We start from the raw sequence: 12,999 nt of genomic DNA, 5'->3' as shown, positions 1-12,999 counted from the left end.
CAAGCGACATTTGCCGCAATATCGGCTCGTTCACAATCCTGCGATTGCGGCTTTGTCGTGAAAATTCCTGTTTCTGGAAGTAAGGACGCACCGTAAATTGTCGATGCTTATTTGCGGATGTTAACCCGACGATGCTATGGCGCATCCGAGAATGACGTCTCCGATCAGATCCAAACGAGGACCCAATGACCTTTTCTCTCAAAAGCCTGCTGACGGTTTCGGCGATTGCCCTGACAGCGTCCTTCGCCACAATCCAGCCGGCCGCCGCGCTGGACGACCAGCAGAAGAAGGAAATCGGGGATTTCATCAAGGAATACCTCGTCGAGCATCCGGAGGTGCTGCTGGATGCGCAGGCCGCGCTCGAAAAGAAGCAGGACGAAGCCCGCATTGCGCAATCGGCCCAGGTGATCGAGCAGAACAAGGATGCGATCTTCAACTCCAAGAACGATGTGGCCATCGGCAATCCGAAGGGCGATATCACCGTCGTCGAGTTCTTCGACTATAATTGCACCTATTGCCGGCATGCGCTCGGCGATATGGACAAGCTTCTGCAGCAGGACAAGAATGTTCGTTTCGTCCTGAAGGAATTCCCGATCCTCGGTCAGGATTCGGTTGCCGCCTCCCGGGTTTCCAGCGCGTTCCGCCTGCTCGCGCCTGAAAAATATGCCGAATTCCATCACAAGCTGCTGGGCAGCGACGGCCGCGCTTCCGAAGACACCGCCATCGAGGTCGCCACCTCGTTTGGCGTCAGCGAAGCGGCCATCCGCGCCGAGATGGCGAAGGCTCCGAACACCGACATGATCAAGGCGACCTACCAGCTTGCCACCGATCTTGGCGTCAACGGCACGCCCGCCTATGTCATCGGCAACGAGATGGTTTCCGGCGCGATCGGGCTCGATGCCATCAAGGAGAAGATCGCCAACGTTCGCAGCTGCGGCAAAACGAGCTGCTGAACGGCGCAAAAATCCACTCTCAAAAGCGGATAAGCAAAGTGCCTATCCGCTTTTTTGAGAGCTTCGGAACGGCGCTGCGGCATGGCATGGCGCAAAAATGCCAAAATCACGGCGTTTCCACACCTAGAGGCACGCAACCTTCGCACCAGGGCTTTCCTACAGAGCCGTGGGAGTCTATAGGTTGCGCTGCACTTTGACGGAACCTCTGATGGCGCAAACTATTTTCGTCCTTAACGGACCCAATTTGAATGCTCTCGGCAAGCGCGAGCCGGGCATCTATGGCGGCAAGACGCTCAAGGATATCGAAGCCGACTGCAAGTCCGCAGGTGAAAGCCTGGGCTTCATCGTCGATTTCCGCCAGAGCAATCACGAAGGCGTGCTGGTCGACTGGATGCACGAAGCTGGCGATAAGGCCGCCGGCGTCGCGATCAATCCCGGTGCCTATGGTCATACGTCGATCGCGCTGCATGATGCGATCCGCGCCATCTCCATTCCGGTCGTGGAGGTGCATATCTCCAACATCCACGCACGCGAAGAATTCCGGCACAAATCGATGATCGCGCCCGCTGCAAAGGGCATGATCTGCGGTTTCGGACCTCATAGCTACATCCTGGCGCTTCATGCGCTGAAATCCATCACCCAATAACAAAAATACAGGGCAAGAAATCCAATGGCTGAAAAGAAATCGGGTATCGACCAGGCGCTGATTCGCGATCTCGCCAACATCCTCAACGACACGGATCTGACCGAGATCGAAGTCGAACAGGAAGATCTGCGCATCCGCGTGTCGCGTGCCGGCACGACCCAATATGTTCAGGCGCCGATTGCTGCACCGGCCGCTTACGCTGCTCCTGCTGCCGTTGCAGCAGCGCCGGCCGCCGCTCCCGCAGGCAAGACCCGCAATCCCGACAACGTCGTCAGCGCGCCGATGGTCGGCACCGCCTATCTGGCCCCGGCACCAGGCTCTGCTGCCTTCATTCAGGTCGGTGCAGCCGTCAAGGAAGGTCAGACGCTGCTCATCATCGAAGCAATGAAGACGATGAACCAGATTCCTGCGCCGAAGTCCGGTACGGTTACCGAAATCCTCGTTCAGGACGGCCGTCCGGTCGAGTACGGCGAAGCCCTGGTCGTCATCGAGTAAGGTCGGCCCATGCCCATTATTTCGAAGATTCTCATAGCCAACCGCGGAGAGATCGCTCTGCGCGTGCTGCGCGCCTGCAAGGAGCTCGGCATTGCGACCGTTGCGGTGCATTCGACCGCGGATGGCGACGCGATGCACGTGCGCCTGGCGGATGAAAGCGTTTGCATCGGCCCGCCGCCGTCGCGCGACAGCTATCTCAACATCCACCAGATCGTTGCCGCCTGTGAAATCACCGGCGCGGACGCCGTGCATCCCGGCTATGGCTTCCTTTCGGAAAATGCCAAGTTCGCCGATATTCTCGATGCGCACGGTATCACCTTCATCGGCCCGACGGCGGAGCATATCCGCATCATGGGTGACAAGATCACCGCCAAGACCACGGCGCAGCAGCTCGGCATTCCGGTCGTTCCGGGTTCCGACGGCGAAGTGAAGACCGAGGAGGAGGCGCTGAAGACGGCGCGCGAGATCGGCTATCCGGTGCTCATCAAGGCAACCGCCGGCGGCGGCGGCCGCGGCATGAAGGTCGCCCGCACGGAAGAAGACCTGATCGAGGCCTGGTCGACAGCCCGCACGGAGGCCGCAGCCGCCTTCGGCAACGAATCCGTCTACATGGAAAAATATCTCGGCAAGCCGCGCCACATCGAAATCCAGGTTTTCGGTGACGGCGAAGGCAACGCGATCCATCTCGGTGAACGCGACTGCTCGCTGCAGCGCCGCCACCAGAAGGTCTGGGAAGAAGCCAATTCTCCGGCTCTCAACGTCGAGCAGCGCATGAAGATCGGCAATATCTGCGCCGACGCCATGAAGAAGCTCAAATATCGCGGCGCCGGCACGATCGAGTTCCTCTACGAGAACGGCGAGTTCTATTTCATCGAAATGAACACCCGCCTGCAGGTGGAGCATCCGGTCACGGAAGCCATCACCGGCATCGACCTCGTGCATGAGCAGATCCGCGTCGCTTCCGGCGGCGGTCTCTCGGTGACGCAGGACGAAGTGCACTTCCACGGCCATGCCATCGAATGCCGCATCAACGCCGAAGATGCCCGCACCTTCGTGCCCTCGCCCGGCACGATCACGCATTTCCATGCGCCCGGCGGCCTTGGTGTTCGTATCGATTCCGGTGCCTATCAGGGCTACAGGATCCCCCCCTACTACGACAGCCTCATCGGCAAGCTGATCGTGCACGGGCGCACCCGCGTCGAGTGCATGATGCGCCTGCGCCGCGCGCTTGACGAATTCGTGGTGGACGGCATCAAGACCACCCTGCCGCTGTTCCAGGATCTGGTTTCCAATCAGGATATCGCCAACGGCGATTACGATATCCATTGGCTGGAAAACTACCTGGCGAACACATCGGCCTAGCCTATGCCCGGAGCGCGCGGCAAACGTCCCGGCATTACCCCGGAGATCTTGCTGCGCGCCTACTCCATCGGGCTTTTCCCGATGGCCGAATCGGCAGACGATCCGGAGATCTTCTGGGTCGAGCCGGAATTGCGGGGGATCATTCCCCTCGATACGTTCCACGTCTCCAAAAGCCTCGCCAAGAAGATCCGTCAAAACCCCTTCGACATCCGTTTTGACACGGATTTCGAGGCGGTGATCGCAGCTTGCGGCGAGCAGACGAGCAACCGCCCCAGCACCTGGATCAACGATACGATCCGCTCGCTCTACGCTACCCTGCATCACATCGGCCATGCCCATTCCGTCGAGGCCTGGGAAGGCGATAGGCTGGTCGGCGGTCTCTATGGCGTTTCGCTGGGGTCGGCCTTCTTCGGCGAAAGCATGTTTTCCCGACGCACGGACGCTTCCAAGATCTGTCTCGTCTATCTCGTCCAGCGCCTGCGCGAGCGCGGCTTCACCCTGCTCGACACGCAGTTCACCACCGAGCATCTGAAGACGTTCGGCGCTATCGACGTACCGAAGGATGCCTATGCCACGATGCTGGAAAAAGCGATGGAATCGCCCAATCTCAGCTTCTCCGGCGGTGGAAATCTGCCCGAGATGAATTGATTCTAATCGGTACTGCCCTAAGTTCGGCGCAACAGCCGAGGGTAGAATAGTGAAGAATCATATTGCAATTGTCTTTCTGGCTGCGTTGACGATCACAACGCAGGCCAACGCCAAATCCTTCCACGATATGTTCGGAGCAGAGCCGCCGGCGGGCGATGAAGGCACCGTGCTGAAAACGCTGGATTTCCAGCAGGGCGCGATCAAGCTTCCCGCCGCCAATGCCACGCTGAATGTTTCGAACCAGTTTTACTATCTCAATCCGCAGGATTCGAAGAAGGTGCTGGTCGAGCTCTGGGGCAACCCGGAAAGTTCGGTTGGTAATCCGCTCGGCATGATCTTCCCGGTGAAATACCCGCCGACCGACCCACATTCCTGGGGTTCCGTCATCGACTATGACGGCAGCGGTTATGTCTCCGACGAGGATGCCGCATCGACTGATTACGACGATCTGCTCAAGAAGATCCAGGAAGCAATCAAGGAAGCGAATCCCGAACGCGAACAGCAGGGTTTCGATCCGATCACGCTTGTCGGCTGGGCAGAGCCACCGCATTACGATAAGGCGACCCATGCCCTGCACTGGGCGCGTGATCTGATTTTCGGCAAGGACCCGAACGCCGGCCACACGCTGAACTATTCCGTGCGCGTGCTGGGGCGAGAGGGAGTCACCGAACTCGATTTCGTTGCCGGGCTGGATCAGCTGCAGGAAATCAATGCTGCCATCCCCAACGTCATCAACACCGTGCAGTATGACAGCGGCAAGCGCTATGCCGACTTTGCCAATGGCGACAAGATTGCGGCCTACAGCATGGCGGGGATGATCGCTGCCGGCGCAGGCGTGAAAGTTGCGGCAAAGCTCGGGCTTCTGGCGGTCGTTCTCGGCTTCTTCAAGAGTTTCGGCGTCGCGCTTCTGGCATTGAAGAAAGGCCTCATCGTCGTGCTGGCGGGTGTTGTCGCGGCCGGCCGCAAGATCCTGGGGCTGTTTCGCCGCAAGGGGAACACCGACACCTGAGGCAATCCAGGCCTGAGGTTCTTTGCGACTTCAAATCCTGATTGTACTCTGCTATCCCTGCTCGCGAAGAGCTTTGGTGCGTAGAGGTTCCACTTTGCCGTCGTAAATACCGGTCTCATCCAAATCACCCTATGTATCGGGGCGACCTAGTGTCGTCCGATGCATATTCATGTCCATCGGGTGATGGCCTGAGACCGGTTTGGCATTGTCAAAACGCGCCTAATGCAGCAGCCGCTGTCTCAGCTCTTCAGCCGTCCCGCAACATCGCCATACCGTGCCCTGACGGGCTTGTCTCACCGCCAGCTTGGTGGACTTCCAGACGGAAGACCAAGACGGTATGTGCAATATTCTTCAGGTCCGTTGGACCATTTCGCCGAAAACACCCCCTCAGCCATGGATCGCCTGCAGTGGCTGCGGATGTCAGAAACCCTTCAGATCGAGCGGCAAGATCAGACTCAACGCCAATGGCAAGCGGCTCGATGCCTGGCTCGTCTACAAATGCATCGATTGCGACAAGACGTGGAACCGGACGCTTTTCGAACGCCGGACCGTTCACGACCTCACTCCCTCCACTCTCGAGGCCCTGCAGCGTAGCGATCCGGATTGGGTGCGAGCGCAGGAATTCGATCTCGACGGGCTGAAACGCAAAGCCAAGCGCATCGACGAGCCGCCCGATGTGACCATCCGGAAGGAGCCGATATGTGTGGCAAGCGATTGGACTGCGCTGGAGATCGAAATAACAGCCAAGTTCACGGTGAACCTGCGCCTTGACCGGTTGCTGGCGTCGGAGTTGGCAATCTCGCGCTCGCGGCTCCAGGCTCTCCACGACGCAGGCGCATTGAAAGCCCATACGAACCGCAGCGACTTCCTGCGCCATAAGCCCAAGGACGGTTTGCGGGTCATTCTCGACCTGTCGGAAGCCACTGATCGTCGAGCGATAGGCGCGGCCGCCACCAATTCGGATCAGGGTTAAAACGATGCCCGCAGGAGCAAGGCTTCTGCGGGCTGCATAATACTGCGGCGAATGTCTTGGTAGCGATTACTTCGCGCCAGCGCCAGCGGTATCCGGCGCCGGCACGTCCGACTTCTGCTTGCACTCTTTCAGCCAGACGTCATAAATCGGATGCTCGACGGCGTTGAGGCCAGGGCTATCGGCAAACATCCAGCCGGTGAAGATGCGGCGGATACGGCGATCGAGTGTGATCTCGTCGACTTCGACGAAACCGTCCACCTTCTGCTGCTCGGTATCGTCTCGCGAATAGCAGGCACGCGGCGTCACCTGCAGCGCGCCGAACTGAACGGTCTCGTTGATGTAGACGTCGAAGGTAGTGATGCGTCCGGTGATCTTGTCGAGGCCGGAGAAGACGGCGACCGGATTGGCAATGCGGGCAGCCTCGGCGGTGGAAGCTGCCATGATGCCCGTGACGAGGGCAACGCCGGCTACGGCCAGTGCACGCAAAGAAGCGCTCCGCGTGAAAACCATCATATCCGCCACTCTCCGCTTGGTCTCGGTCAAGGCGCCGAGCAAAAGCCGGCATATGTCGCGCCTAAAGCCCAATTGTGGCCAAAGGACGAGCCGGCTTCTCGGCTCAGTTGCCAGGCGTCCAGGCGTCGTAGTCGCCAGTCACGCGCGGACGCTCGCCGGCAACGGCCAGAGAGCCCGGCGGGCGATAAGCCTGCGGCGAACCTGTGGGATTGGCGCGATGTTCCTTCTGCCAATCCTTGGCGGCGTAGTTTTCCTTGGAGGGCGGAACGTCGGTGCGGTGATGCATCCAGCCATGCCAGCCCGGAGGAATGGCCGAGGCTTCGGCATAGCCCTTGTAGATCACCCAGCGCTTCGGAAGGCCGTAGGAGGACATGCCGCCTTCGTAATAGACATTGCCGAATTCATCCTCGCCGACACGCTTGCCAAAACGCCAGGTCGCGAAGCGCGTGCCCATGGTCTGACCGTTCCACCAGGTAAATGTCTGTACGATGAAATTCCACATGTCTTTTCCTCGATACCCGCTGAGGGGCGAGCGATACCAGAATTCGATAGTTTGCTTATGCCGCCACGGGACCGGCTTGTCCAGTGATTCCAGCAGGCAAACAGCCTCATTTCAATGCCATCTTGAAGCCCAGATGAGTCGGCTTGAAACCCAATCTCTCGTAGAACCGATGAGCATCCTTGCGCACCGCGTTCGAGGTCAACTGCACCATGCGCATATCGCGGCTTTTTGCCTCGTCGATGCAGAAATCGATCATCGCAGCCCCGATCCCCTGCCCGCGCATATCGTCCCGCGTCTGGACCGACTCGATGATCATCGCGGATGATCCCCGCCCGTGCAGCGAGGTGACGACGATCGTCTGGAAGGTTCCAACAATCTCGCCAGCAAGTTCGGCGGCATAGAGCGTTTGGTCCGAGGATGCAGAGATGGTGCGAAAGGCGCGCAGATAATCGTCATAGGCGGAAAGATCGGTCGTATCGCCGTGGCCACCCATGGTGTCGGCAGCGAATAGGCCGATCAGAGAAGGAAGGTCGGATTCTTTCGCTTCGCGAATTACCAGGCGGACGTCTTCCATGAATGATCTCGCCTGTTCCCTTAATGGCCCGCGAGCGGCTTCTCGAATATCAGCGTCGGCAAGCCCGACTGCCCCTGCCCGCTATTGTCCGAGCGGCCGACCTCGACGAAACCGTGGGCCTTATAGAAGGCAATCGCCGGTTCGTTCTGCGGGTCGACTTCGAGACGCATGATTTCAGCGTCCGGGAAGCAGGTCTCCAGCTCGGCGAAGATATCGCGGCCGATGCCCTGCCGCTGATGGCGGGGGCTGACATAGAGCATGTAGAGCATGACGGTTTTCGTCATCTCCTTGGACATGGCGGCATAGCCCATGCCGCCGATCGTCCGGCCGTCATCGGCCACAAGGAATTCGGAGTTCTTGTTCGCCAGCCGCGCCTTCAGCGAGGCCGGCGAGTGCCAGGAGGCATGCAGCTCGTTGACCTTTTCCGGACCGAAGATCCGGTCGTAGGTCGCATGCCAGGTCTCGCCCAGCAGAGCACGGACCTTTTCCAGATCCTGCTCGCCGGCGGTGCGCACGAAGAACACCGGCTATTCCTCTTCGATGCCGAGCTTGGCCTTGACCAGCGCCTGGACGGCCTGCGGGTTGGCCTTGCCGCCGGTCGACTTCATCACCTGGCCGACGAACCAGCCGGCAAGGGTCGGCTTGGCCTTGGCCTTGGCGACCTGATCCGGGTTGGCGGCGATGATCTCGTCGACAGCCTTTTCGATCGCGCCGGTATCTGTGACCTGCTTCATGCCGCGTGACTCGACGATCTCGGCGGGATCGCCGCCCTCGTTGAGCACGATTTCGAACAGATCCTTGGCGATCTTGCCAGAGATGGTTTCGGCCTTGATGAGATCGATGATCGCGCCGAGCTGAGCAGGCGAAACCGGAGTCTCTTCAATGTCTTTGCCGGTTTTGTTCAGAGCGCCCAAGAGGTCGTTGATGACCCAGTTGGCCGCCATCTTGCCATCGCGACCAGCGGCAACGGCTTCAAAATAATCGGCGATCGCCTTTTCCGAGACGAGCACGGACGCGTCGTAGATCGAGAGGCCGAGTTCACGGACGAAACGCTCCTTCTTGTCGTCGGGCAATTCCGGCAGATGCTCGGCAAGCGCCTTGACAAAGGCGTCGTCGAATTCGAGCGGCAGCAGATCCGGATCGGGGAAATAGCGATAGTCATGCGCATCTTCCTTGGTGCGCAGCGAACGCGTCTCGCCCTTGTTCGGATCGAACAAGCGGGTTTCCTGGTCGATCGTACCGCCGTCTTCCAGAATGCCGATCTGGCGACGTGCTTCGTACTCAATCGCCTGACCGATGAAACGAATGGAGTTGACGTTCTTGATTTCGCAGCGCGTGCCGAATTCGCCGCCCGGGCGACGAACGGACACGTTGACGTCGGCGCGCATGGAGCCTTCATCCATGTTGCCGTCGCAGGTGCCGAGATAGCGCACGATCGAGCGCAGCTTCGTCATGTAGGCCTTCGCCTCATCGGACGAGCGGATGTCCGGCTTGGAGACGATTTCCATCAGCGCGACGCCGGAGCGGTTCAGGTCGACATAGGACATGGTGGCGTGCTGGTCATGCAGCGACTTGCCGGCGTCCTGTTCCAGATGCAGGCGCTCGATGCCGATCTCGATATCCTCGAACTGGCCCTGACGATCAGGGCCGAGGGAGATGACGATCTTGCCTTCGCCGACGATCGGGTCCTTGAACTGCGAAATCTGATAGCCCTGCGGCAGGTCGGGATAGAAATAGTTCTTGCGGTCGAAGATCGAACGATTGTTGATCTGCGCCTTGAGGCCAAGACCGGTGCGCACGGCCTGCTTGACGCATTCCTCATTGATGACGGGCAACATGCCGGGCATGGCGGCATCGACGAGCGACACGTTGGAATTCTGCGGCTTGCCGAACTCGGTCGAGGCACCGGAGAAGAGCTTGGAGTTGCTCAACACCTGGGCATGGACTTCCATGCCGATAACGATTTCCCAATCGCCGGTGGCACCGGGAATGAAGCGTTTCGGATCTGGCGTGCGGACGTCGACAAGGGTCATTGGAAGCTCTTGAAATGCTGTTCTTCTGAACTTTGTGAGGTAGAGCAATTGGCGAGGCGGCGCAAGGCTTTCGGCATCGACAGCACGCTATATGCCCGGGCCATAGACGCCGTCGCTATCATCAACCAGCGATTTCGAAAGCCCGACAGTCGGCACGTCGCTGTCGAGCTTCGGCGAATAGACGATCGACAGCCAATGGATCTCATAGCCGCGCGCCTTGAAGAAGGCGATGGCATCTGTATTGCCCGCGTGGCTCTGCAGCGAAACCTTCTCCAGCCCCTGCTCTCGCACATCCGCTTCGATCCGCGCCAGAAGCGCCGAACCGAGGCCGCGCCTTACGAAATCCGGATCGATCCAGAAATCGGAGATCGACTCATCGAGCGCCTCGCGCGCCGCCCATCCCACAGCTTCGCCGTTCAGCTCGATGACTGATATCGTCAGCCAGAGATTGCGGGTGAAATTTTCAAAAGCCTCGCTTGCGCCCTCCAGCAGTTCGCCGCTGCCGCCGATCGCGCCCATGGCTTTCTGCCAGGAGCGCAAGCCGATACTCGCCAGGACCGCTGTTTCACCTTCATGGGCATTGCGAATGTGGATCATCAGGCCCCCGCCATTTGCAAATAGTAAAGCACCGCCCGCAGGCTTTTGCCAGCGGCGAGATTTGCCGGCTTACCTGCTAAGAAACCCCAGAAACAGTTGAACTTGACTGCCGAGCACAACCTGCTTTAGAGAGGAGTATCAACGGAGTTTTGATGTCTAACTTTTGTCAGTGCCGGTAAAGGCCTCGCTCGCAAGCCTTCTTGCGTGCCGGGCCTGAAAAAAACGAAGCCCCGACTTCCCTGAAGGGAAGCTTCGGATCGTTTTTCTGCGCCTTTTGGCGCTATACGGATTCTGACAATAATGGACATTTCCCGCGCAGAACAGCGCATCCTGCACCTGCTCGCCCAGGGGCGGCCGCATCGAAATCGAACGCAGCAAAAACAAGAAGGCCGAAACCGCCTGCTGCTTCACGCGTGACGGCTGGGTCTATCCCGATTTCGGCATCGACCTCTTCCGGCGGCTGAAGCGCCTCAAGGCCATCAAATCCATCGACGGCCAACCCTATCGCATTAGCGAAAAGGGATTGCAGCTGGTGAGGGCGCAGCTGGATAATAGATAGAAAAAGTAGAGGGCCGCCCGACCGGACGGCCCTCTGCTTTTCGTGCCGTTGGCATGAGAAATTGCCGGGCAATCAGAATGTCCTGATGATCTCCGCCACCTCATCGCCACGACGATCGCTTTCTGCCTGCACCGTAGCGCGCCTTTCGTTCATCGCAGTGATTTGATCCTCGCTGTCTGACAGAGCCTTCAAATAGCGTTTCTTCAGATCGCTATTATCAGGTACTGCACCGAGATTCTGTCTTATCCGTTCCTGTTCGCCGGTAGTTTTCTCTATTTCGCCGTCGAGGCTCTCCAGATCGTTCTGGACGGCGGCCTGTCTTTTGCGCGCGTCCGCCAGGTTTGCAAGCTTGTCCGTCAACGCCTTGTCTTGGGTCGAGGCCGACCATCCAAGCAGCATGTCCGGGTCAGTATCGACCAGCGCGTAGCTGTTGCTCTGAAGCTGCTCGTCGATCGCTGTCAGCGTCTTCTCGGTGCCGGCAGGCACAACGACCTTGAGCCGCTGATGCGTTGCCGTCTTGCCGAAGCTTTCAGCCGACGAGAACGACCAGCCATCCCTGATCGGATGCTCGACGATGACAGTCCGCTCGCCATCGAGCGCGCCTGACACGGTGTATGTCGTCGTCTGGCGATATCTAACGACGGCATTCATCACGCCATCGGAAACCTTCAAAGAGGCAATCTCCTCCGTCGGGGTCTGTTGCTCGCTGATCGACACCTTGCGATCGGTGGCGAAACTGGCGAGGCGCGTGTCGTCCTTTGGCAGTGCCGAGAGCTGGGAATCGCCGATATAGCCGGTCTTGCTATCATACAGCGTGAGAATTCCAGCGGGCATGCTGACCCCTGTGGTGTTCTTGAGCATCACGGCGGCGATGGGATTACGATAAGCACTGCCCGCCCGATACATATCCACCATGCCGGCTTCCACATCCGCATCCATGATCGGCACGGATAGCGTGTCGCCATTTGCGAGATCGTAGGCGCCGGGGAGCTCAAAAGTGGCAGAGATATCGCTTTCGGCGGCCGTGGCGGGATCGGCCGCAGCCACTTGCATGGGCGCCGCGGGCCTTTCCAGCTCGTCAGCCGTGCCTGCCGCCTTTCGGCTGACGCCGCCCATCATGGCTTTCGCAGGCGCCGGTGCCGCCCGTTCCTCGACATTTGCCGGCAGGCGCTGCCGGTTGGACAGATCGCCGCTATCGGGATCGGGGACATTGTTCGATGCCGTGTTGACCGGCACCTCCTGCCGCTCGCGCCAGTAGAGCTGGTGCAGACCCTGCTTCAGCGTCACCGGCTCGGCCGAGGTCAGCGTCAGCTTGATGCCCTTCCAGTCCTCGCCGCTGGCATTTTCCAGCACCGTCCATGCCTGCAGACGCGCCTTGTCATTTCCCTCGATGACGACCTTGTAGGCGGTTTTCCAGATCGGAGACGGGACGACATAAGTCAGGCCGATATCGCCGCTGTTCTTCACGCCGTTCACCTTGATATCGATGGCACGGGTGCGATCATTCTTGCCACGGGCAATGGCCGCCGCCGCCCTGGCGAGCTTTGCCCGCATGTCGGGATCGTCAAGCCGGACGGACGCATCCTCGCCGAGCGCCAGCGTCTCCACCGCGCCATCCTTGTCGATAACGGTGAGCAAGGGCACCGTTGTCTTCTCGTCGACCTTCCTCGTCTCGATACCAAGAATATTTCCCTCAACGGTCTTGCCGCCGCTGGTGACCGCCACCTTGCCACCCTGCAGCGACGTCAGAAGCGACGGTACGGACGAGAGCGCTTCCAGACTGAATGGCAGGCCCTTGAAGGTTTCCTGCAACGGCCGCGGCCCCGCCAGCGACATGCCGGCCACAGAGCCTGCAGATCCGTTGACCACCAGGCTCTTCAGAATGTCATCGACCTGATCAAGAGGAACCTCGATCCGGATCACGCCGTCGCTACTGATATCGGCCGATCGAGACACCTGGGCCAGACCGCCCGAGGACAAGGTAATGGATCGAATGGCCCCATTGTCGGCCGCCAGCGCAATCGCTGGAGATGACACGCTGAGGAGCAGGATCGCCGTGACTTGCTTGAGCATGAAGAGACCTTCCGATTCGGTTGCAGAGGACGAGACCAAGCGGTCCGCTGCAATTTATGATC

Annotated in this window: 14 protein-coding genes and 1 pseudogene; 8 read left to right on the top strand and 7 right to left on the bottom strand. The window is 59.4% G+C overall.

Features of this window, described 5'->3' with window-relative positions; translation table 11 throughout:
- Positions 1-185: 185 nt before the first annotated feature.
- The 7 genes from ABOK31_RS05115 to ABOK31_RS05085 all read left to right on the top strand — a co-directional run bounded on the left by ABOK31_RS05115 (position 186) and on the right by ABOK31_RS05085 (position 6,086).
- Complete coding sequence (locus ABOK31_RS05115; RefSeq protein WP_174174408.1) at positions 186-953, top strand: DsbA family protein; 768 nt, start codon at positions 186-188, stop codon at positions 951-953.
- Between the two features lie 208 nt (positions 954-1,161).
- Complete coding sequence (aroQ, locus tag ABOK31_RS05110) at positions 1,162-1,599, top strand: type II 3-dehydroquinate dehydratase (protein ID WP_174174406.1); 438 nt, start codon at positions 1,162-1,164, stop codon at positions 1,597-1,599.
- A 24-nt stretch (positions 1,600-1,623) separates the two neighbouring features.
- Positions 1,624-2,094, top strand: coding sequence for an acetyl-CoA carboxylase biotin carboxyl carrier protein (gene accB, locus ABOK31_RS05105; protein ID WP_174174404.1), 471 nt, complete (start codon positions 1,624-1,626; stop codon positions 2,092-2,094).
- 9 nt (positions 2,095-2,103) lie between these two features.
- Positions 2,104-3,456, top strand: a complete 1,353-nt coding sequence (accC, locus tag ABOK31_RS05100) for an acetyl-CoA carboxylase biotin carboxylase subunit (RefSeq protein WP_349957982.1) — start codon at positions 2,104-2,106, stop codon at positions 3,454-3,456.
- 3 nt (positions 3,457-3,459) lie between these two features.
- Positions 3,460-4,104, top strand: a complete 645-nt coding sequence (aat, locus tag ABOK31_RS05095; protein WP_349957980.1) for a leucyl/phenylalanyl-tRNA--protein transferase — start codon at positions 3,460-3,462, stop codon at positions 4,102-4,104.
- A 49-nt stretch (positions 4,105-4,153) separates the two neighbouring features.
- Positions 4,154-5,113, top strand: coding sequence for a DUF2167 domain-containing protein (locus tag ABOK31_RS05090; RefSeq protein WP_349957978.1), 960 nt, complete (start codon positions 4,154-4,156; stop codon positions 5,111-5,113).
- A 337-nt stretch (positions 5,114-5,450) separates the two neighbouring features.
- Entirely contained in the window at positions 5,451-6,086 is a 636-nt protein-coding gene (locus ABOK31_RS05085) for a DUF1062 domain-containing protein (RefSeq protein WP_349957977.1), read from the top strand.
- Positions 6,087-6,152: 66 nt separating this feature from the next.
- On the opposite strand, the gene ABOK31_RS05080 is transcribed toward ABOK31_RS05085, so the two are convergent.
- The 6 genes from ABOK31_RS05080 to ABOK31_RS05055 form a co-directional block, all read right to left on the bottom strand.
- Positions 6,153-6,599, bottom strand: coding sequence for a DUF2155 domain-containing protein (locus ABOK31_RS05080; RefSeq protein ID WP_349957976.1), 447 nt, complete (start codon positions 6,597-6,599; stop codon positions 6,153-6,155).
- A 103-nt stretch (positions 6,600-6,702) separates the two neighbouring features.
- The gene (locus ABOK31_RS05075; RefSeq protein WP_174174394.1) at positions 6,703-7,101 is read right to left on the bottom strand and encodes an NADH:ubiquinone oxidoreductase subunit NDUFA12; all 399 of its coding nucleotides are present in this window, start codon (positions 7,099-7,101) and stop codon (positions 6,703-6,705) included.
- 106 nt (positions 7,102-7,207) lie between these two features.
- On the bottom strand, positions 7,208-7,675 hold the full coding sequence (locus ABOK31_RS05070) for a GNAT family N-acetyltransferase (RefSeq protein WP_349957974.1): 468 nt from the start codon (positions 7,673-7,675) through the stop codon (positions 7,208-7,210).
- A gap of 20 nt (positions 7,676-7,695) precedes the next feature.
- Positions 7,696-8,199 (bottom strand): GNAT family N-acetyltransferase, encoded by a 504-nt coding sequence (locus tag ABOK31_RS05065; RefSeq protein ID WP_349957973.1) that lies wholly within the window; start codon positions 8,197-8,199, stop codon positions 7,696-7,698.
- A gap of 3 nt (positions 8,200-8,202) precedes the next feature.
- On the bottom strand, positions 8,203-9,708 hold the full coding sequence (gene gatB / locus ABOK31_RS05060) for an Asp-tRNA(Asn)/Glu-tRNA(Gln) amidotransferase subunit GatB (RefSeq protein WP_349957972.1): 1,506 nt from the start codon (positions 9,706-9,708) through the stop codon (positions 8,203-8,205).
- A gap of 87 nt (positions 9,709-9,795) precedes the next feature.
- Positions 9,796-10,305, bottom strand: a complete 510-nt coding sequence (locus tag ABOK31_RS05055; protein ID WP_349957970.1) for a GNAT family N-acetyltransferase — start codon at positions 10,303-10,305, stop codon at positions 9,796-9,798.
- A 300-nt stretch (positions 10,306-10,605) separates the two neighbouring features.
- Between ABOK31_RS05055 and ABOK31_RS05050 the strand changes: the two are divergent.
- Positions 10,606-10,864 (top strand): annotated as a pseudogene (locus ABOK31_RS05050) (YjhX family toxin).
- Between the two features lie 72 nt (positions 10,865-10,936).
- On the opposite strand, the gene ABOK31_RS05045 reads toward ABOK31_RS05050, so the two are convergent.
- Entirely contained in the window at positions 10,937-12,937 is a 2,001-nt protein-coding gene (locus ABOK31_RS05045) for a DUF4139 domain-containing protein (protein WP_349957969.1), read from the bottom strand.
- Between the last annotated feature and the right edge of the window lie 62 nt (positions 12,938-12,999).

Source organism: Rhizobium sp. ZPR4, assembly GCF_040215725.1.
Classification (GTDB): Bacteria; Pseudomonadota; Alphaproteobacteria; order Rhizobiales; family Rhizobiaceae; genus Rhizobium; species Rhizobium rhizogenes_D.
The sequence above is the reverse complement of the archived record's forward strand: the minus strand, read 5'-3'. Positions and strand labels throughout refer to the sequence as shown.

Bases quoted from the DNA above. Each gene is read 5' to 3' on its own strand.
- ABOK31_RS05055 (WP_349957970.1), bottom strand. From the start codon at position 10,305: ATGATCCACATTCGCAATGCCCATGAAGGTGAAACAGCGGTCCTGGCG.
- aroQ (WP_174174406.1), top strand. From the start codon at position 1,162: ATGGCGCAAACTATTTTCGTCCTTAACGGACCCAATTTGAATGCTCTC.
- ABOK31_RS05070 (WP_349957974.1), bottom strand. From the start codon at position 7,675: ATGGAAGACGTCCGCCTGGTAATTCGCGAAGCGAAAGAATCCGACCTT.
- aat (WP_349957980.1), top strand. From the start codon at position 3,460: ATGCCCGGAGCGCGCGGCAAACGTCCCGGCATTACCCCGGAGATCTTG.
- accB (WP_174174404.1), top strand. From the start codon at position 1,624: ATGGCTGAAAAGAAATCGGGTATCGACCAGGCGCTGATTCGCGATCTC.
- ABOK31_RS05115 (WP_174174408.1), top strand. From the start codon at position 186: ATGACCTTTTCTCTCAAAAGCCTGCTGACGGTTTCGGCGATTGCCCTG.
- accC (WP_349957982.1), top strand. From the start codon at position 2,104: ATGCCCATTATTTCGAAGATTCTCATAGCCAACCGCGGAGAGATCGCT.
- ABOK31_RS05075 (WP_174174394.1), bottom strand. From the start codon at position 7,101: ATGTGGAATTTCATCGTACAGACATTTACCTGGTGGAACGGTCAGACC.
- ABOK31_RS05085 (WP_349957977.1), top strand. From the start codon at position 5,451: ATGTGCAATATTCTTCAGGTCCGTTGGACCATTTCGCCGAAAACACCC.
- ABOK31_RS05080 (WP_349957976.1), bottom strand. From the start codon at position 6,599: ATGATGGTTTTCACGCGGAGCGCTTCTTTGCGTGCACTGGCCGTAGCC.
- gatB (WP_349957972.1), bottom strand. From the start codon at position 9,708: ATGACCCTTGTCGACGTCCGCACGCCAGATCCGAAACGCTTCATTCCC.
- ABOK31_RS05045 (WP_349957969.1), bottom strand. From the start codon at position 12,937: ATGCTCAAGCAAGTCACGGCGATCCTGCTCCTCAGCGTGTCATCTCCA.